The sequence below is a fragment of the Thermosporothrix hazakensis genome (genome assembly GCF_003253565.1).
Lineage (GTDB): Bacteria > Chloroflexota > Ktedonobacteria > Ktedonobacterales > Ktedonobacteraceae > Thermosporothrix > Thermosporothrix hazakensis.
Map to the genome: position 1 here is coordinate 1 of NZ_QKUF01000014.1, position 22,854 is coordinate 22,854.

At 53.2% G+C, this 22,854-nt stretch carries 19 protein-coding genes and 1 pseudogene; 10 read left to right on the forward strand and 10 right to left on the reverse strand.

Features of this window, described 5'->3' with window-relative positions; translation table 11 throughout:
* The coding region (gene tnpA / locus EI42_RS34415; RefSeq protein ID WP_282957328.1) for an IS200/IS605 family transposase at positions 1-157 on the reverse strand (157 nt) is incomplete at its 3' end.
* Between the two features lie 367 nt (positions 158-524).
* On the opposite strand from tnpA, the pseudogene EI42_RS34420 reads away from it, so the two are divergent.
* Positions 525-836, forward strand: a pseudogene (locus tag EI42_RS34420) (CHAP domain-containing protein); the annotation flags it as partial.
* 59 nt (positions 837-895) lie between these two features.
* Here EI42_RS34420 and EI42_RS18345 read toward each other — a convergent pair.
* The 3 genes from EI42_RS18345 to EI42_RS18355 all read right to left on the reverse strand — a co-directional run bounded on the left by EI42_RS18345 (position 896) and on the right by EI42_RS18355 (position 5,548).
* Entirely contained in the window at positions 896-1,258 is a 363-nt protein-coding gene (locus EI42_RS18345; protein ID WP_111324087.1) for a hypothetical protein, read from the reverse strand.
* A gap of 624 nt (positions 1,259-1,882) precedes the next feature.
* Positions 1,883-3,727 carry an ABC transporter ATP-binding protein gene (locus tag EI42_RS18350; protein ID WP_111324088.1) on the reverse strand — a complete coding sequence of 615 codons (1,845 nt, stop codon included), beginning with the start codon at positions 3,725-3,727 and terminating at the stop codon, positions 1,883-1,885.
* An 18-nt stretch (positions 3,728-3,745) separates the two neighbouring features.
* A complete protein-coding gene (locus tag EI42_RS18355) occupies positions 3,746-5,548 on the reverse strand; it encodes an ABC transporter ATP-binding protein (RefSeq protein WP_111324089.1) in 1,803 nt (600 codons plus the stop codon).
* Positions 5,549-6,038: 490 nt separating this feature from the next.
* Between EI42_RS18355 and EI42_RS18360 the strand changes: the two genes are divergently transcribed.
* The 3 genes from EI42_RS18360 (at position 6,039) to EI42_RS18370 (ending at position 10,388) form a co-directional block, all read left to right on the forward strand.
* Positions 6,039-7,748 carry a DUF4091 domain-containing protein gene (locus EI42_RS18360; protein ID WP_111324090.1) on the forward strand — a complete coding sequence of 570 codons (1,710 nt, stop codon included), beginning with the start codon at positions 6,039-6,041 and terminating at the stop codon, positions 7,746-7,748.
* A gap of 22 nt (positions 7,749-7,770) precedes the next feature.
* Positions 7,771-8,775: a helix-turn-helix transcriptional regulator gene (locus tag EI42_RS18365; RefSeq protein WP_111324091.1), complete on the forward strand. Its 1,005-nt coding sequence runs from the start codon at positions 7,771-7,773 to the stop codon at positions 8,773-8,775.
* 188 nt (positions 8,776-8,963) lie between these two features.
* Positions 8,964-10,388 carry a DUF512 domain-containing protein gene (locus EI42_RS18370; RefSeq protein ID WP_111324092.1) on the forward strand — a complete coding sequence of 475 codons (1,425 nt, stop codon included), beginning with the start codon at positions 8,964-8,966 and terminating at the stop codon, positions 10,386-10,388.
* 87 nt (positions 10,389-10,475) lie between these two features.
* Here EI42_RS18370 and EI42_RS18375 read toward each other — a convergent pair whose 3' ends face one another.
* The 4 genes from EI42_RS18375 to EI42_RS18390 all read right to left on the reverse strand — a co-directional run bounded on the left by EI42_RS18375 (position 10,476) and on the right by EI42_RS18390 (position 14,181).
* Positions 10,476-11,105: a biotin transporter BioY gene (locus EI42_RS18375; RefSeq protein WP_211326244.1), complete on the reverse strand. Its 630-nt coding sequence runs from the start codon at positions 11,103-11,105 to the stop codon at positions 10,476-10,478.
* A 148-nt stretch (positions 11,106-11,253) separates the two neighbouring features.
* The gene (locus EI42_RS18380) at positions 11,254-11,922 is read right to left on the reverse strand and encodes an SOS response-associated peptidase (protein ID WP_111324093.1); all 669 of its coding nucleotides are present in this window, start codon (positions 11,920-11,922) and stop codon (positions 11,254-11,256) included.
* A 112-nt stretch (positions 11,923-12,034) separates the two neighbouring features.
* On the reverse strand, positions 12,035-12,889 hold the full coding sequence (locus EI42_RS18385) for a helix-turn-helix transcriptional regulator (RefSeq protein ID WP_170142735.1): 855 nt from the start codon (positions 12,887-12,889) through the stop codon (positions 12,035-12,037).
* A 104-nt stretch (positions 12,890-12,993) separates the two neighbouring features.
* Positions 12,994-14,181: a M20 metallopeptidase family protein gene (locus tag EI42_RS18390; protein ID WP_111324095.1), complete on the reverse strand. Its 1,188-nt coding sequence runs from the start codon at positions 14,179-14,181 to the stop codon at positions 12,994-12,996.
* Positions 14,182-14,523: 342 nt separating this feature from the next.
* Here EI42_RS18390 and ada point away from each other — a divergent pair, with 342 nt between their 5' ends.
* Positions 14,524-15,600 carry a bifunctional DNA-binding transcriptional regulator/O6-methylguanine-DNA methyltransferase Ada gene (gene ada, locus EI42_RS18395; RefSeq protein ID WP_111324096.1) on the forward strand — a complete coding sequence of 359 codons (1,077 nt, stop codon included), beginning with the start codon at positions 14,524-14,526 and terminating at the stop codon, positions 15,598-15,600.
* Between the two features lie 340 nt (positions 15,601-15,940).
* Positions 15,941-16,903 carry a drug/metabolite exporter YedA gene (gene yedA, locus EI42_RS18400; protein ID WP_111324097.1) on the forward strand — a complete coding sequence of 321 codons (963 nt, stop codon included), beginning with the start codon at positions 15,941-15,943 and terminating at the stop codon, positions 16,901-16,903.
* A gap of 41 nt (positions 16,904-16,944) precedes the next feature.
* Here yedA and ychF read toward each other — a convergent pair whose 3' ends face one another.
* Both ychF and EI42_RS18410 read right to left on the reverse strand, forming a co-directional pair.
* Positions 16,945-18,120 carry a redox-regulated ATPase YchF gene (gene ychF, locus EI42_RS18405; protein WP_111324098.1) on the reverse strand — a complete coding sequence of 392 codons (1,176 nt, stop codon included), beginning with the start codon at positions 18,118-18,120 and terminating at the stop codon, positions 16,945-16,947.
* A 174-nt stretch (positions 18,121-18,294) separates the two neighbouring features.
* Complete coding sequence (locus tag EI42_RS18410; RefSeq protein WP_111324099.1) at positions 18,295-19,425, reverse strand: Gfo/Idh/MocA family protein; 1,131 nt, start codon at positions 19,423-19,425, stop codon at positions 18,295-18,297.
* 578 nt (positions 19,426-20,003) lie between these two features.
* Here EI42_RS18410 and EI42_RS18415 point away from each other — a divergent pair.
* The 4 genes from EI42_RS18415 to EI42_RS18430 all read left to right on the forward strand — a co-directional run bounded on the left by EI42_RS18415 (position 20,004) and on the right by EI42_RS18430 (position 22,815).
* The gene (locus EI42_RS18415; RefSeq protein WP_111324100.1) at positions 20,004-20,231 is read left to right on the forward strand and encodes an FmdB family zinc ribbon protein; all 228 of its coding nucleotides are present in this window, start codon (positions 20,004-20,006) and stop codon (positions 20,229-20,231) included.
* A 95-nt stretch (positions 20,232-20,326) separates the two neighbouring features.
* Positions 20,327-20,833, forward strand: a complete 507-nt coding sequence (locus tag EI42_RS18420) for a hypothetical protein (protein WP_111324101.1) — start codon at positions 20,327-20,329, stop codon at positions 20,831-20,833.
* Positions 20,834-21,050: 217 nt separating this feature from the next.
* Entirely contained in the window at positions 21,051-21,821 is a 771-nt protein-coding gene (locus EI42_RS18425; protein ID WP_111324102.1) for a ParA family protein, read from the forward strand.
* Positions 21,814-22,815 (forward strand): ParB/RepB/Spo0J family partition protein, encoded by a 1,002-nt coding sequence (locus EI42_RS18430; protein ID WP_111324103.1) that lies wholly within the window; start codon positions 21,814-21,816, stop codon positions 22,813-22,815. Before EI42_RS18425 ends, EI42_RS18430 begins: the two co-directional genes overlap by 8 nt.
* Positions 22,816-22,854 lie beyond the last annotated feature (39 nt).

Sequence of the window (22,854 nt, forward strand, 5' to 3'; positions counted from 1 at the left end):
TGAGGAGATCAAACTGGTGCTCCTGACACACCTCTTCAATAATTTGTTTGAGTCGTGTATCTATTGGTTCCACAAGGACTTTCCGTCTGTACTTGGGGCACCAGACCACATGATATTTGCAAGAATAGAGCACATTCTTGTTTGATTTGTAACTCATCCTACTCATGGGAGTAGTATACAGCATGAGGCTACCTATTGTCAATATCTTGAGCTATCTAGTGTTGCGACTTTGACGCAATCCTCCTACGCGGCCCTTCCACAATCACCCCATAAGGAACGCCCCTTCTATCCCCATAGCTAAAGCCAGGGGGGGTACGGGGCGCTTTGCTAAACATAGTGAAACCTTTAAGGTCCTGCCCGAGCAAGAAGCGACCGTTACCGCTGTGGTACAGATGTATTCAGAGCCAACAGTGATCCCTACGGGTCCTGAAACCAGTACCGGCGGAGGCGGAAACCCGGGCGGAACTATCCCACCGGTTGAAGATTCCTCGGGGAACCATTTCTACCCCTGAAACTGTACATGGTGGGCGGCACAATACTATCACAGGGTGAATAATGTCTGGATCCCCTGGTATGGAGATGCCTACGAATGGGTAGAGGGCGCAAGGGCCGCGGGCTGGCATGTCTCGACGACACCCGTTGTTGGCTCGATCATTGTTCTGATGGCGGGCGTGCAGGGAGCTGGCTCGGTCGGGCATATGGCCTATGTTGAGGGCGTTTCTGGCAATGTCGCTCATACCAGCAATATGAACTGCGCGGCGAATGGTGGCGGTTTTGGCATCGTATCCAGCTATGATTTTACGGCCGGTGATGGAGTCTTCTTTGTCTATCAATAATGAAAAAAGAGAAGAACCAGAAATACGAGTATATCGGTTCTTCTCCCCTGTTCCTCGCATCAGTTATGTAGTGGCGGTTTACAGGTAAAAATCGGAATTTCGCCTGTATCCTGCTCCTTTTGCTGCAATTCCAGTGCCAGATGCGCGGCGGTTTCGGATGGTGTGGTCTGGGTGGCGCTGGGCCACGGCTGGAAGGCATCTGCATAGTCGGTCTGTGACTGTTTATATGTTGGAACGCGGTGAGCCGTTGTACGTTGGTAGGCTTCCGCTTTGTCTGGCTCCATGATTTGCTCTAACCAGAGTGCACCGCAAACTCCACAGATGCCATGACTGGCCTTATAGAGCTTGGGTAGTGGGAGATGAGACACGCGCTCGCCCTCGCTATCTATCAAGCGCAAACACCATGCGCACTGTCGCACCATATCTTTTTTTTCCTTTCTTAGAGGATCGGCAGAGGGAACGGCTGGCCTGCTCTGGTAGATCCGAAGCATAGGGGGATCCGTAACGGTCGTTCCATATCTGGTTTTGCTCCCTCACGGTTTATCAGGTTGAAACCCCTCTTCCTCCTACTGTACAGAATACTGCTGAGCTAAAATACTCCTGCCCCGGTTGGTTTTGCGGTCGGTCTTTTGCTGGCATGCTGAAAAGGGAAAGCGGCTCACTGAGCGGTCTGGAGAAGAAAACAAGAAGAACCGCTTCCACTTTGCACCCCGAAAAGAAGAACCAGGGAAAGAGCATCATAAACTTTACCCTGTCTTAAAAGCACAGCTTACACTGCATGTCGCTTTGTCGTTTGCGCCGACTGCGACATTTCACGACCCCTTTTTATCATAGCGAAGCAGGCATACAGGCTTTCTCTTCCTGGAAACCTTTGTGCCCGTCCTACTAAGGTAACGAATAAGAAGCGGAAAAGTCTCGTTAAAATTCTGTATATTGTGTAACAAATTGCGCAACTCAGGAAGATAAAGAGAGCAGATGTAGATGTAAGAGGGAATGACGTGAGCATGAGCCTGAGAGTGTTTTGCTCTCAGGCTCGTTTCGGCTTTTTATTGATTGTTTGCGGTCTCGGTTTGGAGGACGGGAACAAAGCCCTCACCCGGCTTGTAGTCGGGTGATTGGTGTCGGAAGTAGGTGTTATAGAGTTCCGCATAGTGGCCGCCACGATGCATCAAGGCCTCATGGTTGCCCTCCTCCACGATTCGGCCACCGTTCAGCACAATAATGCGGTCGGCGTGCTTGATCGTTGAGAGGCGGTGTGCGATCAGAATCGCGGTCCGGTTCTGCAAGATCACGTCCAGCCCTTCCTGAATCTGGGCTTCGGTCAGCGGGTCGACACTTGCTGTTGCCTCATCCAGAATGATAATGGCGGGGTCTTGTAGGAGAACGCGCGCCAATGCGACAAGCTGGCGCTGGCCCATTGAGAGTGCCTTTCCGGCCTCACCAACCATTGTGTTCAGCCCGTTTGGCAACGCTTCCAGCCAGTCACCCTGGCCAATCTTGTTGGCAACCTCGATAACCTCATTCTCGGTCGCGTCCGGGCGAGCGTAGCGGATATTGTCTGCGACGGTTCCCGAGAAGAGGAAAGGAACCTGTGGCACAATGCCCAGCCGCCGTCGATAATCACGCAGGTTAAATGTACGAATATCCTGTCCATCAATCAGGAGTTCTCCCCCCTGATACTCATAGAAGCGGGCGACAAGGCGGGCAATACTGGACTTTCCTGCCCCGGTATGCCCGACAAAGGCCACTGTTTCTCCCGCTTTGATCTTAAGCGAGAAGTCAGGAAGTACTGTCTGTCGATCGTCGTAGCTGAAGTGCAGATGCTTGAACTCAATCTCTCCACGCAGGTTATGAACCGGGACATCATCTGTCTGATGTACGCGTGGTTCAGCATCCAGCAAGGCAAAGATACGCTCGCTGGCCGAGAGCCCGAGCTGGAACTGGCTCCAGAACGAAGCAATACTGGTAACTGGTGCCCAGAGCGCTTGAATGCCCTGTGTGAAGAGGAACCAGTCTCCGGCTGAGATCGAGTTATTCAGGACGCCTTTGCCGCCAAAGTAGACGACCAGCACTGTTCCGAGGTTGGCGATCGCAACCAGTACCGGAAACACGCCATTGTAGAGGAACCCGGCCCGAACGTTGACATGATAGGACTGGCCATTGATCTTTTTGAACTCGTCATACATGTTCTGTTCCTGCCGGAAGTTTTTGGCGACGGTAATGCCGCTGATCACTTCCTGCACGGTCGAGTTCACGCGGGCAAGCGAGCGTTGAGTGCGCTGGGTGGCCTTACGGGCGATGTAACGGAACCCGAGCGCCACTGCCAGAATCACCGGGATGATTGCCATTGAGATCAACGCCAGTTGCCAGTTACGGGTGAACAGGATGCAGACGATCAGGATGAACAACAAGACCTGGCTCAGCAGGTTCACTGAGAGTGTGACCACGGTCGCAAAGCTATCCGTATCGGATGTCACGCGGCTGACAATCTTACCTGAGGCAAACTCGTCAAAGAACGACATATCCCGATCCATCACTGCGTTAAAGGCATCTGTGCGCAGTTTCAGCACGACATCCCCGATCGCTTTTGCGGTCAGCCACTGACGCAGCATGTTAAAGACCCAGGAAAGCACGCTTGATAGCAGGATCAGACCTACAATCCCGAGGGCAAGATTCCAGGCATCTTTCAATGCAGTAAGGGCATCCAATCCCTGCGAAACCAGGATCGGAAAGGCGGTATCCAGGAGCGAACGCAGGACCACCAGAACCGCGACAAAGATTACCAGCCCGAGTTTCGGTTTAAAATAGCCAATAATGCGCTTGATAAGTGTAATGTCTGAATATGTACGGTCATATGCTTCGGCGTCGAGGCCGTCCATAATAAAGCCCATAGAACCTTCGCTCCTTTCCTACTCTCCACCAACTGCGGTTGCTTTTTCGACTTGCTCTGTTGCCGGAGCTGAATCATAGTGTGAGAAGATACGGCGATATGTGTCGCAGCGCTCCATTAATTCATCATGGGTTCCCTGATCGATCAACGCGCCGTTTCGCATGACCAGCACTTTATCTGCCCAACGGATCTGTGAGAGTCGATGGGTAATCAGCAAGGTTGTGCGTCCCTGAAGTACCCGCTTGATTGCTTTTTGAATCTGATCTTCGGTGGCGCTGTCGATGGCGCTGGTCGAGTCGTCCAGAATCAGAATGCGCGGATCAGTCAATAGTGCACGCGCGATCGCTATCCGCTGACGCTGACCTCCGGAGAGCATGACACCGCGTTCGCCAACCACCGTGTTATAGCCTTCTTTGAAACTCATAATGAATTCGTGGGCCTGAGCATCTTTGGCTGCATTCTCGATCGCAGCCTGATCTGCTTTACTGCCGAAACCATAGGCGATGTTTTCAGCAATGGAGCGAGAGAACAGGAAGATATCCTGCTCGATGGTTGAGATCTGTGAGCGCAACGAGTCAAGGTTCCACTGGCGTACATCCTTGCCGTCAATCAGGACACGGCCTTGTTGAGCGTCATAAATGCGGTTTACGAGCTTGGTCAGGGTACTCTTGCCCGAACCCGTTTGGCCGACAATGGCGATGGTCTGCCCCGGTTTGGCGTGGAAGGAAACGTTCTTCAGAATAGGGGTTGTGCCATAGCCAAAGGAAACGTTTTCAAAGACGATATCGCCCTGCATCTCGCCCTGATAGCCGCCATCGTTTTCATCAAGCTCGGTTTCTTCTTTCATCAGGTCAATGATTCGCTTTGAGCCTGCCACACCGAGCTGAACCAGGTTGAAGCTCCAGGTGGACATATCGGTAACAAAGCGCAGGTTCCCGGCCAGCGCCATGAAGGAGACGAGCGTACCCAGGGTAATCTGGTGGTTCAATAGCAGGAAGAGACCATGCAGGAAACACAGCGCCAGTGCGATGCCAAACAGCAGGGTTGGCAGGTAGCGTCCCTGAATCTGACCGCTGCGCACAAAGTAATCACGGTATTTGGTGGCATTCTCGGCGAACTTCTGCTTTTCCTGTTCTTCCTGTGAGGTCGATTTGACAACCTCAATGCCCGATATAGCTTCGTTTAATACCGCATTGGTGACGCCGAACTGCTCGCGGAGCTTCCGCGAGACCGGGTTCAGTGTGCGTGAGTAGAAGTACAGCGCGATCAGGAAGCCAATTACGTATAGCACAGGAACCAGTAGTAGCTGAGGATTCAACAGACCAATATAGATGATAACCACAGCCATGCTGGAAAAAGAGTCGAAGATCACATCAAAGCCCGGCACGACCATATCCTGTAGCTGATTCATGTCGTTTGCAGCGCGGGCCATAATGTCGCCGACGCGCTGTCGGTTGTGAAAGGTCTGGCTTTTCCCGAGCAGGCTGATATAGAGCTCCTCGCGTGCGTCTCGGGCGAAGCGGCTGCCAAGCAACTGGACGACGCTGCGCGCACCAAGATCGACGCATGCGCAAAGAAGAATGGATGCAAGCATCGCAACGGCTATGAAGACAAGTTGACCTTCATTGTGCTGTAGCACTGCGTCAAAGGCACTGCCTGTAAAGACCCGCAACTGTGAGTAGAGGGTATTTGTCGCCAGGGCAAGGACAATGAATGTGATGATTAGAAATTTATAGCGAAAAAGGTGTGAAATAATCCAGCGTGTTGGACTGGATGTGTTGTAGTGATATTCGTTCGTGACGGTGAATTCGCGTTTAGCCAAGCATATACCTCCGCCATGTCAAAAACGGCCTACAAATAGACGAATTGTTCCAGGAACTGGCAAGAATCCTGTACTTTCTTCTTTCCGTGGGACGGGTCGAAATACGGAAAGTGGCTTCCCCATTGCCTTCAGGAGGAACAGCAATCGCTGTTATGATGTGTGTGAAAGAAGTGTGTCGTGTTTCCTCTACTTCACCATGCTCTGAAAACTCCCTGCAAGCTCTTCTATCAGAGCTCTTCTACACTCCCGATTCTACTAGCGGTGTTCTTTACTACAATTGAACGAGTGTTCCATATGGGAGGGTTTGAAGTGCTATTGATATACCCCGCTTATTTACTATACACTATATTCCTGACATCTGCTGTCAGGATTTTGTGTTAGTATTAATGACATCTGGAAAAATGAGCGAGGGCTATTTTAGTGACAGATCTGGTGACAGAATGACACCCTGTCCATAAAATCAAGGAGTAAGAAAAGGGGGAGAACACGTATGCGCCTCGGCTTACAATCACTATTTTACAAAAATGCCTGGCATCCGAACGATAGGTACCGGGGGAAAACCGATACCAACAGCAAGGAACGCGTGATCTATAGCGGACGACGGGATAGTAGCGCCCTTCAGGCGATTGTCTGGGATGAAGACGCGTTCCTGCTCACTCTCAGTAAAGAAACGGTGTTCTGGAAGGGAGGAGCACTGCCTATCGGACGGCTTGAGGTGACGCTTGATGCCCCTTTTCCGGTTGAAGTGAAACTGGTAGGCCGTGTGGGCGACAACCTGCATACGCCAACCTCGGATGTGCTGCTTGAACAGAAGACAATCTATGTGACAAAGCAGCGGCTTCAGCAGGTCTGGATCGAGTGCCATGTCCCTGTAGAGGCCATGTCGGGCACCTATACGGGCACAGTGAAGCTCTATACGCATACGATGTTTGAGGATGAGCGGCTTGAGGATGAGGCCCGGTTTACCCTGATTGTGAAGGATGTTGTCTTACCCGAGGCCCGGGACTATCGCTTCTATCTGGATCTCTGGCAACACAGCTCGAATATTGCCCGTCAGTATCAGGTTGATCTCTGGTCGGATGAACACTTCACGCTTCTTGAGCGCTACCTTGCGGTTCTGAGTCAGCTCGGGCAGAAGGTCGCGACGCTGATAGTCTCGGAAATTCCCTGGTCGGGGCAGGGTAGCTTCCATGACTGGGAACCCGCTGATTTTTACGAGTACAGCATGATCGGGGTGACGCGCAAACGGGATGGCTCTTTCCAGTATGATTTCTCGGCGCTTGACCGCTATGTGGCTCTTGCCGAACGCTATGGCATGGCTCAGGAACTTGAGGTCTTTGGCTTGCTGAACATCTGGCAGATGCCCGAAGATGGTTATGGGGCCATTGTCGAGGGCTACCCTGACGGTATCAGGGTGCGCTACTATGATGAGGCAAGCGGCATCTATCGCTTTATTCGAGAGTATGAGGCACTCGCGGCCTATATTCGAGCGATTGAGGCGCATTTTGTGGAACAGGGCTGGACAGAACGCGCTCGTATTCTGGCCGATGAACCGGCGGATGTGGCGGAGTTTATGAAGCGCTGGAAGAGTCTGAAGCAGCTTGCTCCCTCTTTTCGGATGAAGGTTGCAATCAACCATGTCGAGTTCTTGCAACAACAGATCCCGGATATGTATGACGCTGTACCGGCTCTGAATTATGCGGCGCTGGAATATCACCAGTTGATGGAGGCACGCGCCCAGCTTCCCGGCAAGATCCTCTATTATGTTTGTTGTTCACAGCCGCATCCCAATACGTTTATTCACTCGCCTGCCTTTGAAGCGCGGGTGACGCCGTGGCTGGTTGAGCGGCTGAAGCTGGATGGCTTCTTGCGCTGGAGCTTCACCTGCTGGACAGATCGTCCGCTGGAAGATGTCTATACGCGTGGTGGCAACTGGCCTGCCGGTGATACACATCTGGTGTATCCGGGGGCACAGGGGTGGCCAATGCTCTCGTTGCGCTATAAATGGTTGCAGCGGGGGATCAGAGATTATGAGTTGCTGCAAATGGCGAAAGAGGCCGGGCGTGAGGCTTGGGTTGAGGAACTCATCAACGGTGTGTTCCGGTTCACGGACCCGACTGAAATTAAAATGGAAGTATCGGCAACCAAATTCTACAGCGACAATCTGGAAGACTATGAGCGCCTGATACGGGAGTGGTAGTCTACCGGAGAAAGGAACAGCCATGCGAGCTGATCGCTTGCTCTCTCTCCTGATGATCTTACAGATACATGGACGTATGACTGCCCGTGAATTGGCGCAACGACTTGAGGTATCTGAGCGTACGGTCTATCGAGATATAGAGGCGCTGAGCTCGTCTGGTATTCCTGTGTATGCTGAGCGGGGACCCGGTGGAGGCTGCATTTTGCCTGAAGGATATCGAATCAATCTGACCGGCCTGACCGAAGATGAGCTACGCACGCTGTTTATCACGCCTCTGGCAGATCTGGGGATGGAAAAAGCTCGCGATGCCGCGCTGTTAAAGCTGCTGGCAGCGCTGCCCACGACCCAACGCCAGAGCGTCGAGTATACCCGTCAGCGGATGTATTTTGACCCGGTTGGCTGGTTCTACTCCACCGAGGCCTCGCCGTTTATGCCGTTGCTTCGTGAGGCTGTGTGGGGAAATCGGCGCGTGATCTTGCGGTATCGCAAACGTAATACCGATCTGGTTGATCGCCTGGTTGAGCCGCTTGGCCTCGTCTGCAAAGCCGGAATCTGGTATCTGGTCGCGCTATCCAATGGCAACAACCGGGTCTATCGTATCTCTCGGGTGCGAAATGTGGCCCTGACCGATGAACACTTTCAGCGACCTCATGACTTTGATCTTGAACACTACTGGAAAGCGTGGTGCGTGGAGTTTCAGGCGCGGCTGCATCCCTATGAGGTTTGTTTGCGGATCGCGCCGCAGTTCGTCCCGATTTTACCCTATGTCATGGGGGAGTCCATTTATCAGGTACTGGAAGAGGCAGAGCCGCCCGATTGTGAGGGCTGGCTGACGATCAAGTTGCGCTTTGAGTCGCTAGAAGTAGCCTGTGGCTTCGTGCTTGGCTTTGTCTATAATGCCAATGCGGGGACGACGGTCCCTCCCGACTTTGAGACGGTGGTTGAGGTGCTGGAACCGCAGGAGCTTCGGGAGGCGATTATTCAAATCGCTGACCGGCTGTATACCTTTTATCGCAAGCGGGAGTAAGCCGTTTGGGCTATGGGGGAAAAGCTCCGTATCGTTGCGGTTGATGTTCCATTCTGCGTGAGAACGCTTCCTGCCTATTTGACGATTGGGAGTTGAGCGTTTATAATCGGGCCGGACGGATTTTTTTGTGTATTGATGACTTTGAGTTTCTGAACTCCACGATTTGTTGCTACATCGAGGGAAAACTGATGCCAAAACTATATGGATGGGTGCGTGAGGTTGTACCTGAAAGCCCGGCTGATCGTGCCGGCATACAGCCAGGAGATTTGATTAAGACGATTAACGGCCACCTGATACGTGATCTGGTCGACTATCGTTTCTATGTTGCCGATGAAGAGCTTGTGATAGGTTTGGAGCGCCAGCAGGATCAGCACGAGATTCGTCTGACGAAGGCTGCCGACGAGAATTTAGGCGTGCTTTTTGGCGAGGAGCCGACGCCCTACATTCGTCAGTGTGCCAACAAGTGTGTGTTCTGCTTTATTAAAGGGCTGCCGGAGCGCTATGCACCGCAGCGTGGCCTGCCAAACGGAATGCGCTCTTCTCTGTATATCAAAGATGACGATTACCGCTACTCGTTCCTTTTTGGCAACTTTATTACCCTGACCAACCTGAAAGAACTTGACTGGCAGCGCCTCGATGAGCAGAAACTGACCCCGCTCTATGTCTCTGTCCATTGCACCAATCCAGAGCTCCGCCGGAAAATGGTTGATGGTCCGCGAGCTGGAGAGATTCTTGAGCATATTCAGCGACTCGGCTCAATCGGGATTTCCTGTCATACACAGCTTGTATGCTGTCCGGGAATCAATGACGGCGCGGAGCTTGATCGCAGTATCCGCGAGCTGGCAGAGCTGCGCCCGATTGTGGAATCTATCTCGGTTGTGCCTGTTGGTCTGACCAAGTTTAACAATATGATTAAGACCGGCGAGTTGCCTCCCTTGCGCCACTACACACGTGAAGAAGCAATCGCTGTTGTGGAGCAGGTAGAGGCCTATCAGCGCGAGTTCAGCGCCAGCGACCCCGAAGGCTCCCCCTTTGTCTATCTTTCCGATGAATGGTACTACCTGACCGGTCGCGAGTTCCCGCCTGCTCAGCACTATGGGCTTTATTCTCAGATCGAAAACGGTGTCGGGATGACCCGCTTCCTGCTTGAGCAGTGGGGCCGCACAAAGCGTCGTCTCCCTCATGCAATGCCAGAGCCGCGCCCGAAGCGTATTACACTGGTTACAAGCACGATGGCTGCTCCGATTATCGAGCAACTGGCCGAGGATATACGACAGATTGAAGGGGTTGAGGTTAAGGTCCTGCCGGTAATCAATAAGTTCTTTGGCGCTGAGGTCACGGTTGCGGGCCTGCTGTGCGGTCAGGATGTGCTGGATACTCTGCATGCACAGGAAGAGATCGGGGATCTGGTGCTGCTGCCGCGAGTGATGCTCGATAACGAGGGTGTACGTTTCCTTGATGATGTCACCGTTGAGGACTTTAAGGCGCAGCTTCCTGCGAAGGTCGAGTTTGTGCGGAACGCGCAGGAGACCATCGAGGCAATTCGGTTACTTGCTGGACTTCCCGGGGCTACCCGTGGACGGCAACTGGTGCGCTTGCAGTCACGTTTGTAAACGCATCAGAGGAGAAGAACAAAAAGAACAGGGCACATATAGCGGCCCTGTTCTTGCTTTTTTGGCGTTTTACCCGTTGAGATGGGCTTAGAGGCTGTTGCCACGAATGGCGCGAACCAGATGCCATATAGTGGGCATAAGAGCAGCAGCTACGAAGATCTTCAGGATATCGCCGGGAATGAAGGGAACAGTACCGGCCATTGCCGCGCTTTGCAGGCTGAGCCAGAGATTATGGCTTACGTTCAAGCTGAGCAGGGCCAGCCATGCGACGCCGAAGGCGTGAATGATGAGCGAGGCAGGAATCATTGCCAGCACCGAGGTCAGGTAGCTGCGCTCAAGTCGCTTTTCGCAAAGCAGACCGACGACAAACGCGGCGATTGGCCAGGAGATGATATAGCCTGCTGTGGGCCCGAGGAGATACACCAGACCACCGCCACGTGCGAAGACGGGCAGGCCGATAGCCCCTTCTGCCAGATACAGCAGGATTGCCAGCGCACCGCGCTTACTGCCAAGTGCAGCGCCGATTAGCATAACGACCAGCGTTTGCAATGTGAGGGGGACCGGGGTAAACGGCAGGGGGATCTGTGCTTTGGAGGATAGCGCGAGCAGCAGACTGGCCCCGATAATAAGTCCACTATCACGGACGAGTGCGAGCCGCTGTGAAGAGGGCTCTGGAAGCACATAATCTGCAAGGGTGGCTTTGCGATACATTGCCATAGGGAAAAGCTCCTTCTTACCATAGCAAGATGAAATAGCGCTCAATACATTCTCAAGCTACATTGAGATGTATGAGCATGTGTCAATATATGCACATTATATCGCATAGCCTTTGGGTTGTGGCAACTCGGAGCATGGGGGCCCGGCGCTATTGCACGGTTGCGATCAGCTCCGGGCTATCATAAGCCGGGTTATTGACTTGCCGCGAGACGGGATGCGCCGCCATTTCATCCGAGGCGTAGGGTTTGAGCAGTGAAAGCAATGGCCCGGCCTCGTGAATGGTGGGATCAAGCCAGATATCACGCTCCTCTGCTGTCAGAATGGCGGGCATGCGGTTGTGAATCGGGTTCATAAACTCATTGGCATCGGTGGTGATAATGGTGCAGGTACGAATGATCTCTCCATCGGGGTTTTTCCAGGCATCCCAGAGCCCGGCAAACGCGAAGATATCCTGATCTTTCAACGTGATGTACATGGGGGTCTTGGTTTTGGCCTCTTTTTTCCACTCATAGAAACCATCGGCGACAATCAGGCAGCGCTTATGACCGAGCAAGCGTTTGAAGCTTGGCTTCTCTGCCAGAGTTTCGGCACGTGCATTAATCATTCGTGAGCCAATGCTGAGATCTTTTGCCCAGGAAGGTACCAGACCCCAACGTAACATGTCCAAATGCCGCTCACCATTTTGCATCACTGTCACGATGTTCTGAGTCGGGGCAATATTAAAGCGCGCGCTGTTCTGGAAGGAGGCGGGAACTGTGGCTTGAAACGCTCGCGCAATCGCATTGGCATCTCTGGTTAACGTAAAACGTCCACACATAGGGATGTGCTCCTTTCGCTTGTCTATCTGGTACGACGGTCTCATCAGTATACAGGGAAAAGGACTCTTCTTTCCTGTTCTTTATGAGATACGAAGAAGCGGTAACGAGCGGCTACGCTGCGTTTTTTTTGTGGGGGGCAGTCGAAAATTCTTTTTTTTCTTTGGCAACCGACAACGGGAATTCTTTTTTTTGAGGCCCACGCTTTTTTTTATATGAGGCAAGCTGTAGAGCGGGTTCAAAGGGGTAATCGCTACGACGTTTTTTTTCTTTGGTAACCGAAGTTGTGGAACAGTAATGATGCCAGAAGGCCGCCAGATCAAACTGTTCCGGGCGCTGGAATGACTGATCTGTGGGTGCCAGCCGAAGGATAGTATGGAGCGCGATCGCGGTGATCGTCTCGCCCAATTGGCCGACAAGATGCCAGCTCTGCTCTTTCAGTACCAGCCCATAAGGAGCAATGGTTCCAAGCACAAGCGCTCCATCGGGCTCACGATAGAGAAGGCTGAGCCTGTGTTCCTGCCAGAGAGCCTGCTGTATCAGATCGAGATACTGACGCTCCTGTGTCGACTGCTGTGCTGTCGCTGTGTCCAGATGGAAATAGCGGTGTGCCTGTTCTGCCTCGGCGCGTGAGGGATGGGGCAGAGCTGCCGCCAGTTTGAGCATAGCAGAATCTCGTGCCTGTTCCAGTCCGAGGGTATCCAATGGAACCGCTTTTGCTGCCAGGAAGAGGGCTCGTATTTCTGGTGTGGTCAGGCCAGTCAGGCGCGTCTGATAGCCACCAATTAATGAGATGCCGCCACCCGGGCCACGTTCGGTATAGATGGGAACACCGGCAGTGTCGAGGGCTTCAAGGTCCCGATAAATGGTGCGCTCGGATACTTCCAGACGCTGAGCCAGCTCTTGCGCCGTCATACGGCCTTTACTCTGGAGCAGCATGAGGATCGAAAGTAGTCGATCCGCTCGCATAAAGAAGACCTCCCTTGCTGAGTGAGTCACAGGGAAGTGTACCATAGAAAAGTGGAAAATTCCAGAGAAGAGCCGAGAAGAGAGGAGCTCTTCCCGGCAGTTATTTAACGATTGAGGAAAGAAACCGCGGAACGGATCAGGACTTCCGCCGCGATGGGCAGAGCATCCTCATCAAGATTGAAGCGTGGGTGATGATGCGGGAAGGTTGTTTCCTTCTGCTCGTTGCCCATGCCAACCACGAAGTAGCAGCCGGGAACCGCGTCGAGGAAGTAGCCCATATCATCGCTCCCAGTCGTTTGAATGTTCTCGCTGCTGTCAACGTGTTCCTCTCCGACCGTTTCGATGGCTGCGCGATGCACATACTCGGTCATTTCCGGGTTATTGATGCAGGGCGGACAGCCTTCGTGGAAATGCACCTCGCAGGAGCCGCCCATAGCGCTTGCCACCCCATTGATGATCTCGGGAATGCGCTTGAGCAGGTAGGCGCGATGCTCTTTGGTGTAGGCGCGCATCGTGCCGGTCAGCGTGACCTCTTCAGGGATGATATTAAAGGCGGTGCCGCCGTTGATTGTGCCGATGGTGATCACTGCCGGGCTAAATGGAGAGGTCTCGCGGCTAATCAGCGTTTGCAGGGCCTGAATCACATAGGATGAGATCACGATAGGGTCGACGGCTCCATGCGGCATCGCGGCATGTCCACCTTTTCCTTTGATGATAATGTCCATGTGGTCGGCGCTGGCGAAAACGGTTCCTGCTCGCACGCCAACAAGGCCAATCGGGTAGTTGCTGAACAGGTGCAGGCCGATCACGCCATCGACACCCTGCATCACTCCAGCCTCAACCATTGGCTTCGCGCCCCCGATCCGCTCTTCGGCTGGCTGAAAGATAAATTTTACATCTCCCTTCAGTTCGTCCCGGTGCCTGGTCAAAATATCGGCCACAGCCAGCGCAATCGCGGTATGGCCATCATGACCACAGGCATGCATCACTCCATCATTCTGTGAGCGATACTCGACGGTATTTTGCTCGTGGATGGGGAGCGCGTCGATATCGGCACGAATTGCGATGGTGCGCGAGGTATCGCTTCGCTGCCCCCCTTGCAACAGGCCAACAACGCCGGTTTTGGCGATGCCCGTCTGAACCTCCAGCCCAAGCTTTTTGAGGCGCCCGGCAATAATGCCGGATGTTCGCACCTCTTCAAAGGAGAGTTCGGGATGCTCGTGCAGGTCACGACGCATCGCAACCATATCGGGAACGAGCTCATCGATTTCGGCCTTCAGATTCTCGATCATAGCAGCTCCTTCTACAGAGATTATGAAAGCAAGAAGTGGATAGCTGTTTCCCAGCCTGCGTTTTACCATATCCAGTGTGAAGCGCTCGTGTGGTCGAGTGAAAACGCGCACTATCAGTCGGTCACGCGGGAATCCTTTTTCCGTGCTGTAGCAAGGCGTGTTGCGCACGCGCTTTGTTACAGGTAGATGAGCTATCACTTCTTCTGTAACAGACACAATACGGCGAAAAAGCGTACGAGTGTGAACGCAAAATTCGGATAGATATTGTTTGACTGGTGTTCTATCATAGTATCATATTCATTCGGGATGTTGCCTGATCGGGCGTTGAAGGAGGTGCACAGTATGCAAGCGGAAGCATATAGAGCAGATCAGCAAGAGCGATACTGGCAGGCAGTACAGGAAAATGATGTAAGGATGAACGGAGTGTTTGTCTATGCGGTTAAGTCAACTGGCATCTATTGTCTGCCCTCCTGCCCCTCGCGCCTTCCCCGGCGGGAACATGTCGCCTTTTTTGCGGGTCCAGAGGATGCGGAACGGGCGGGATTTCGGCCCTGTCGACGCTGCCAACCAAAGCGTGAGAGCGCAGAGAGCGAGCATATTGCTCTGGTAAAGCGGCTGTGCGCCTATATTCAGGAGCATCTGGAAGAGCCGTTGACGCTTTCTGACCTGAGTGAGCAGGCCCATATGAGCCCCTTCCATTTGCAGCGGGTGTTCAAGCGAGTGATGGGGATAACTCCCTATCAATATGTGGAGGCAAGTCGGATGCGCTATCTGAAGGATCGGTTGAAAGATGGTGAGCAGGTGACGACAGCGCTCTATGAGGCCGGGTTCAGCTCACCAAGTCGCCTCTATGAGCGGAGCGCTGCTCAGATGGGAATGTCGCCCGTAGTGTACAGCAATGGGGGAAAGGGTATGACCATTTCCTATACCCTGGTCTCTTCACCCCTCGGGCGTCTGCTTGTGGCCGCGACAGAGCGTGGCATCTGCGAGGTGCGTATTGGTGAGAACGATGAAGAACTGCTTGCAGGCCTGCGTGCCGATTATGAGGCGGCCCAGATGCAGAAAGATAACGTTGTGCTCACCGAGTGGGTGACGGTACTGCTTCGACATCTGGAAGGCCAGCAGCCTGATCTTCACCTGCCTGTTGATGTGCAGGCAACTGCCTTTCAGTGGAAGGTCTGGAAAGAGCTGCTCAAGATCCCCTATGGAGAGACGCGCTCGTACGGAGAGATTGCCCGGGCGCTTGGTGATCCAAAGAAAGCGCGGGCTGTGGCAAATGCCTGTGCCTCAAATCCGGTCGCGCTGGTGATCCCCTGTCATCGAGTGGTGCGCAACAATGGTGCGCCTGGTGGCTATCGTTGGGGGATCAAGCGAAAACAACAGTTGCTTGACCAGGAGCGCCATCACAAAGACGTATAGGCCAATTGGCTCGCATTCTATTCACATTGGCTGTAGGAACCACCTTCAGAATCGGGTACTCTATAGGCATATGTGTTCTAGTTCTGGTACACCGTTCCTGTATGGTATTTACCCGTAGCATTTTTCCCTTTGTCTTATATTGAAGGTGATCTATGGAGATGCTTTTTGTCCTGTCGTTCTTTCTTCTGCTTGCCCTCGCTGCCCGGATATGGGGTGCTGATAGTCGAGACGGTCTCTGTAGCCCTGAATGGGAGAGAAGGCGCTACTGGCGGGGGTTTGCTGGTAGTTGATAGATCAGGTAGAGTGGAAGTAGATCAATGAGGTAGGTGAAGAAAGTCTGATGAAGAAAGAACCTGGAAATCTGACACTGGCTGGTAATGCGAATAGTACGCTTGAGGTGAGTTCCCGGCTTCAGGAAGCTAGCACGGTGCAAGCAAAACAGGAGCGGCTCCTGATTGGGCTGTCGTTGCTGACGCTCTTTGTGATCTGGGGCTCCACGTATCTTGGAATGCGGATTGCCATCGAGACCTTTCCTCCCTTCTTGATGGCTGGAATTCGCTTTGTGGCTGCGGGCGCGATTCTCTATCTGATCTTGCGGGTACGTGGAGCGCCTGCGCCGACGCTGAAACAATGGGGGGGAGCGGCTATTATTGGTTTCTTCTTGCTTGTTGGAAGTAACGGCCTGGTCTCCTATGCGCAACAATGGGTGGCATCCGGCATATCGGCCATTGCGCTGGCAGCGGTGCCTCTGTACACGGCGCTGATGATGGGCGTATTGGGGCGCTGGCCCACACGCCTGGAGTGGGTGGGGCTCGCGATCGGCTTCTGTGGCGTCGTCCTGCTGAACTTGCAGAAGGGGATCTGGGTGAATCCACAGGGAGCGATTGCCTTGCTGCTAGCTCCTCTTAGTTGGTCACTTGGCTCAGTGCTCTCTACGCGTATCACACTGGCCTCGGGGCTGATGGCAAGCGCGATGCAGATGTTGCTTGGTGGCCTTGAGCAACTGGTGATGGGCGTTTCGCTTGGCGAGCGCCTGACAATCTGGCCGACATGGCGTTCGTTGACTGCATTGATCTATTTGATCCTATTCGGGTCACTTGTCGCGTATTGTGCGTATGGCTATCTGTTGCGGAAAGTCCGCCCTGCGCTGGCGACAAGCTATGCATATGTGAACCCCGTTGTCGCCCTGATACTCGGTGTGGGGCTCGCGAACGAGTCGTTTACTCTGATGAGCGCCGGAGCAATGGTCGTGATTCTGCTCGGGGTGGCGCTGGTATCGCTCCGCAAGAAACGAGAAACATAATAAAGTGGCCGGGTGCAAGCTTGCTACCCGGCTTTCTGATCTTATTTGCCCTTGTTGAAGCGGAAGTGGGCAATATCGCCATCTTGAATGACGTAGTCGCGTCCCTCCAGGCGTTGCACGCCTTTTTTGGCGGCAGCGGCAAAGGAGCCACATGCCATAAAGTCGTCAAAGCTGGTAACCTCGGCGCGGATAAAGCCTTTTTCAATATCGGTGTGAATCTTCCCGGCTGCTTCAGGAGCCTTCGCGCCTCTGGTGACGGTCCAGGCGCGCACCTCATCCTCTCCAGCGGTCAGGAAGGTAATCAGGTTCAACAGGCGATAGCCAACCTGAATGACGCGATCAGCACCCAGTTGTGGGAGCCCGAGCGCCTCAAGATACTCGTTGGCCTCCTCCTGCGGCAGCTCATTCAGCTCGGCCTCCAGCTTGGCTGAGACAGCAACAACCTCAGCACCTTCCTCTCTGGCTCGTTGCGCGATCTGGGCAAAGCCTTTGGCCTCGCCCTGGAGTGCATCGATCTGTACATTTTCTCCTGCGCGGATCTTTTCCAACAGCTCGTTCGCGGTTGCCAGCATGTCCTCGCTGGTGTTCAGCACATACATACGGGGCTTCATCGTGAGCAAGAAGAGCTCATTCAGGACAGCCTGATCTTGCTGGCTGAACTCAAGGGTGCGTGCAAGCTGCATGTCTTCCAGGGTCTCCTTGAGGCGCTGCAACAATTCGAGTTCCTGAAGATACTTCTTATCGCCCGATTTGGCGGCTTTTTTCGTGCGCTCAATGCGACGCTCGACGGTGCTCAGATCGGTGAGGGCCAGTTCAGCATTCAGCGAATCGAGGTCGCGGTTCGGATCGATCGTGTTATAGATATGGGGGACGTTCTCATTCGCAAAGGTGCGCAGCACAATTGCAAGTGCATCTGCATTGCGGATATGCCCCAGGAATTCGGGGCTCAGGCCTTCTTGTTTGTCTTTCCCGGCGGCTCCTGCCTGTCCCATACCAGCAACATCGACAAACTCGACGGTCGTATATGTCTTCTTCTTTGGCTGAAAGATTTCTGCCAGAGCGTCAACGCGTGGATCAGGTACCGGGACCACTGCAAGGTTTGCCTGAACTGTTGTTGTGGCGTAGCCGCTGATCGGGGCGTTCGATTTGGTTAACGCATTGAAGAGCGTTGTTTTTCCGCTTTGCGGCAAGCCGATGATACCGATTGTAAGAGCCATAAGTGTCCCTTCTTTAGAATATCTGAAACCATGAAAACGAGTATGCTATATCGGGAGGTTTTTCGTAACGCCCCCTATTGTACTATCTTTGCCCTGATTGTGGTACATCTTCGGGAAAGCGGCTCATGTAGCAAGGGAAGCGGGAGAGGCGCTAGCCTGACCTCTCCCTGCACCTTATTCGTTTTCGACCTCGACCCGCGTGCCTGTCTGGGAGGCTTTCAGCGCAGCTTCAATCACAGACTGGACATGGAAGCCCTGAACGAAGTCGGGATCATAGGGCTCATGGTTGACCGTCTTGCGGATAAACTGGGCCATACTATCGATATAAAAGCGCATCTCGCCAACCGGAATATCAGCACCCGGCACAATCGCCCCTGGATAATTCTGGAAGGTGGGAATAGCCAACCAGCCGCGCTCATCAGAGGGCATACGCTTTTCGGCAAGATACAGATAGTTCGGGTTGGTCACGGACCAGCGCAGGCTGCCCTCACTGCCATAGATCTCAATGGAGATATCATTGATGGAGCCGGTGATCAGGCGACCGGACTCGATGGTTCCGATGCCGCCATCTGGCAACTCTGCTTGAATGATAATATGGTCATCGGTGTCAATCGGGGTGCGTTCAGCACTTCCTTTTGCCACCGGACGCTCTTTAATAAAGGTGCGAGCCTGTGCTGTCAGGCGCGCGGGCTTGCCTATCAGCCAGAGAACGAGGTCTGCAATGTGAGGAACCAGATCGTTGCTGACGCCGCCACCGCTGGTCTTCATGCTGCCCTTCCAGCGCAGCGGCTTCTCCGGGTCGATATAGCTCGGGCGATAATAGACCGCGCGGAACGCGTAGATATCGCCAATGCGCCCCGCCTCAATAACCTTCTTCGCATACGCCATTGCGGGGCTGTGGCGCAAGTTGAAGCAGATCTGGCCGTTTCGGTTGCGCTTGCGAGCCTCTGCAACAATCTCACGAGCCTCGGCCAGATTATTGGCTAGTGGCTTATCTGCATAGATGGCTTTATCGGTTTGCAGTGCCGCTAGAAGCATCTCGCGGTGAAGGTGATGGGGCGGTGCGATGATGACAGCGTTAATATCGTCGCTGTTAAGTAGCTCCCGATAATCGGTTGTGTAGCGCTGAAATCCATATTGTTCAACAGCCGCCTTGCCGCTTTTCTCGCTGGTGGTGGCAACGGCGACCAGATCAACCGGAGGGAGCTCAGGATAGTAGAGGCCAGCGCTGCGAATGGCTGCCGTGTGCAGTTTGCCAATACCATACCCGATCAGACCGATACGGAAGCGATCGTATTCAGGCATATTCTCTCTTCTTCCTCTCTCTCTAGTGTATCGAGCAGACAGTTTTCTTTCTATTGTATCCTCTTTCCTTTATGAGAGAAAGCAGAACGCAAGATCCCTCAACCCGGGGAGGGAAGAGGGATCTTGCTGAAGGCCCGTGCGGTTCGTGTTAGTCTAGCAGATACTGAAACAGGAGTAACGCAAGCGTACTCAGTGTGACGACAAAAAGAATAAGAATGATGAAGAGAAGCAAGCGTACTGTATATCTATGCTTTGTTGAGAGAAATGACATCTCTTCCTCTTTGAGAAGTTCCGTAGAGATTTTCTGCTATTGACTATGCATATTGAGAAAAGGCATCTATCCACAACACTCAACCTCCTACATAGAAAGTATGGAATTTTTTGGCGTGAAATACTGTGAAATACATCACAGGAAATGAGTGAAATTGCTTACATAGTGTAAGATTATGCTTCCTGCCTGCGATGCGCGTGTGTGGACGGAATCATTCACACGTTTTTGCCTTGACGAGAGGTAGGTCAGCAACTACAATATTTTTGTAGCGACGAGTTCCCCATAGTGAATGGAGGTCATACTACTTATGCCACTTTACGAGTATTATTGTTCTGATTGCCGTTCAAAGTTTGAGCTTCTGGTAAGCCATAAGCATGCTGATGATGTGGTCTGCACCAAATGCCATAGCGAAAACGTTCGCCGAATGCTTTCCCTTTTTGCGGCTCGTGCGGGAAACAGCGAGGGTGATTTTGACGATTACGCGCCTTCGATGGGCAGTTGTGCCTGTGGCGATGGAGGCTGTGGCTGCCACTAGTCCCGAAAGAAGGATATTGAAGCGTCTGGCACGTTGATGAACGGGCGCGAGGAGCCTGAATGTGCTGACGCTTGTACAGGGATGGATATCTTCCTATGTTCAATAAGACAAGTTATCGTCGAGGTATTATCGAAGGCGTTATTCTGTATACGCTTGGTCGGCTTGGATCATTAATCAGCCCCGTGGTATTTCCCGGGTGGCTTTTTTTGATCCTGCCGTTGATATTCCTTGTGCTACAATATGTGATTGCTCCTGTCTGGGCAACGCGGCGAATCGCCTCGACAAAGCGTGAGCGCTTGAGTAAGCGTTTCTGGCTGCTTGGTCCACGAATGGCGCTTATCTGTTTTGGAATTGACCTTGTGCTCTCTTTATGCGTGGGCTTGCCGACAGGCCCCTTTGGGGTGCAGCTTGGCCCCGGGATTATGCGGCTGATGAGTCATGGCAAAGAGGCGCTTACATGGCTTGATTTCGCGGGGACTGAAGTGCGCTCGTTGGTCACGCTCCTGGCTTTTTATGTCATGGCGGTGGTCTGCTCACGTCTGGCAATGGGCGGCTTCCTGCGCTTTACGATGCCAGCAGGGGGGAACCGGGTTACGCTCTAGGTCTCCCCTTTTCTCTCTCTTTTTCTCCTGTCAGGACCGTATCGTTTGTAAAAACGGTTAGATGCTCTCCTGTGTCGTTCAAAGGTAGCAGGCAAGTTTTCCCTGTACACCGGGACTTCTTGCTTACAACTGGACCATTTGTTACAATGTCGAACAGAGAGTGTCTTCCTGATTATTTTCCTCTGGCAAGGCGAAACGGAAGGGACGGTAGCAACCCGTGTCAAAAGTATATGCGATTACCAATCAAAAAGGTGGCGTCGGCAAGACGACCACTGCAATCAATCTGGCTGCGTATCTGGCCGCCGCGGGACGCCGCGTTTTGCTAGTTGATATAGATCCACAGGCAAACACTTCGAGTGGAATTGGCGTTTCAAAGAAACGACGGAAACATACTATTTATGACTTGCTGATCCAGCAAGATGAGAAACTGTCTATCTTTGATGTCATCGTGCCCGGTTCGCGTCGTGAATTGGTCGTTGCTCCCTGCACGGTTGATCTGGCGGCTGCTGAGATCGAACTGGTGGGAGCTATTGCGCGTGAAAGCCGCCTTCGCCAGGTCTTAGAGCCCATTCGTGAGCGTTGCGACTATATCATTATCGATTGTCCTCCGTCGCTTGGCCTGTTGACGATTAATGCTCTGGTTGCTGCTGATGGCATTTTGATCCCCATTCAGTGTGAGTATCTCGCGCTTGAGGGGTTGACGCAGTTATTGAATACCGTGAACATTGTCAAAAGTAAGTTGAATCCATCGTTGTATATTGCGGGTGTGGTGCTGACAATGTTTGATCCGCGCACCCGGTTGGCTGGTGAGATTGTGCGCGAGGTTCGTAATTATTTCCCGAAAGAGGCTTTTCAAACGATTATTAACCGCAGTGTGCGCTTGAGCGAAGCCCCAAGCTTCGGTCAGCCCATTCTTGATTATGATCCTACGTCGCCCGGCGCTCTGGCCTATCGCGCACTCGCTGAGGAGGTTATGGCTCGTGGCTAAGCAGAAATTCGGCCTGGGGCGCGGCCTGGATGCGCTCATCTCCGGCGCATCTGAAGTGATATCGGCACAGCAGCAATCTGGACAGGCCGCTTCGGGTGCACTCCCTCTTCTCCCCATTGAGAGTATTATTCCCAATCCCCAACAGCCGCGTCGGACATTGCGTGATGATGACCCGCGACTGTTAGAGTTAAGCTCTTCTATTAAAGAGCATGGACTGCTGCAACCCATCGTCGTGAAGCGCCTTGAGCAGGCAGACACAGAGGCAGCTCCCCCTGCATGGTTCTCGGCCGCTGAGGAGCAGCCGCAGAGTGAGCCAGAGCAACCGGCGCCCCAATATCAGATTATTGCCGGTGAAAGACGCTGGCGAGCGGCTCGTCTGGCTGGATTAAAGCAAGTTCCGGTGGTGATTAAAGAGGTCACGCCACAGCAGATGCTGGAATTAGGGCTGATCGAGAATATTCAGCGGTCCGATCTGAACCCGATTGAGGAGGCTCTGGCCTATCAGACCTTGATTCAGGAGTATGGCCTGACACAGGAGAAGGTCGCGCGCCAGGTGGGAAAGGATCGCTCAACTATCGCGAACTCCCTGCGGCTGTTGCAGTTGCCTGAAAAGATCCGCGAGGCGCTTGTTACGATGCCCGATACCTTCACTGAAGGGCATGCCCGGGCCCTGCTTGGCCTTGCCAACGAAGAAGATCAGCTTGCGGTCATGAATCAGGTGATCTCGCTCCGCATGAGTGTACGCCAGACCGAGGAACTGGTTGCCAGAATGAAGCAGGTACAGGAGGTCGCTTCAGAGGTCAAGCCCGCTTCCCTATCAGAGCAGCGAGCTGCGGAGCTTGAAACCTGGGAAGAGCAGTTTCGCAATGCTCTGATGGTCAAGGTTGAGCTGAAGTGCAATCAAAAAGGCAAGGGGACACTGGTCCTGCATTTTAATGATCAGGATGAGCTGGAGCGCCTGTACAATCGGATCCTCAATCGAGGACAGGAGTAAGCGCGAACACGTTGTTCTGTTGAGGGAAGTGTGAGGTGT

Excerpts from the sequence above, each read along its gene's own strand:
- EI42_RS18360 (WP_111324090.1), top strand. The coding sequence starts at position 6,039 with ATGCGCCTCGGCTTACAATCACTATTTTACAAAAATGCCTGGCATCCG.
- EI42_RS18410 (WP_111324099.1), bottom strand. The coding sequence starts at position 19,425 with ATGCCTGAATACGATCGCTTCCGTATCGGTCTGATCGGGTATGGTATT.
- EI42_RS18345 (WP_111324087.1), bottom strand. The coding sequence starts at position 1,258 with ATGGTGCGACAGTGCGCATGGTGTTTGCGCTTGATAGATAGCGAGGGC.
- EI42_RS18415 (WP_111324100.1), top strand. The coding sequence starts at position 20,004 with ATGCCACTTTACGAGTATTATTGTTCTGATTGCCGTTCAAAGTTTGAG.
- EI42_RS18365 (WP_111324091.1), top strand. The coding sequence starts at position 7,771 with ATGCGAGCTGATCGCTTGCTCTCTCTCCTGATGATCTTACAGATACAT.
- ada (WP_111324096.1), top strand. The coding sequence starts at position 14,524 with ATGCAAGCGGAAGCATATAGAGCAGATCAGCAAGAGCGATACTGGCAG.
- EI42_RS18385 (WP_170142735.1), bottom strand. The coding sequence starts at position 12,889 with ATGCGAGCGGATCGACTACTTTCGATCCTCATGCTGCTCCAGAGTAAA.
- yedA (WP_111324097.1), top strand. The coding sequence starts at position 15,941 with ATGAAGAAAGAACCTGGAAATCTGACACTGGCTGGTAATGCGAATAGT.
- EI42_RS18370 (WP_111324092.1), top strand. The coding sequence starts at position 8,964 with ATGCCAAAACTATATGGATGGGTGCGTGAGGTTGTACCTGAAAGCCCG.
- ychF (WP_111324098.1), bottom strand. The coding sequence starts at position 18,120 with ATGGCTCTTACAATCGGTATCATCGGCTTGCCGCAAAGCGGAAAAACA.
- EI42_RS18420 (WP_111324101.1), top strand. The coding sequence starts at position 20,327 with ATGTTCAATAAGACAAGTTATCGTCGAGGTATTATCGAAGGCGTTATT.
- EI42_RS18375 (WP_211326244.1), bottom strand. The coding sequence starts at position 11,105 with ATGGCAATGTATCGCAAAGCCACCCTTGCAGATTATGTGCTTCCAGAG.
- EI42_RS18390 (WP_111324095.1), bottom strand. The coding sequence starts at position 14,181 with ATGATCGAGAATCTGAAGGCCGAAATCGATGAGCTCGTTCCCGATATG.
- EI42_RS18350 (WP_111324088.1), bottom strand. The coding sequence starts at position 3,727 with ATGGGCTTTATTATGGACGGCCTCGACGCCGAAGCATATGACCGTACA.
- EI42_RS18380 (WP_111324093.1), bottom strand. The coding sequence starts at position 11,922 with ATGTGTGGACGTTTTACGTTAACCAGAGATGCCAATGCGATTGCGCGA.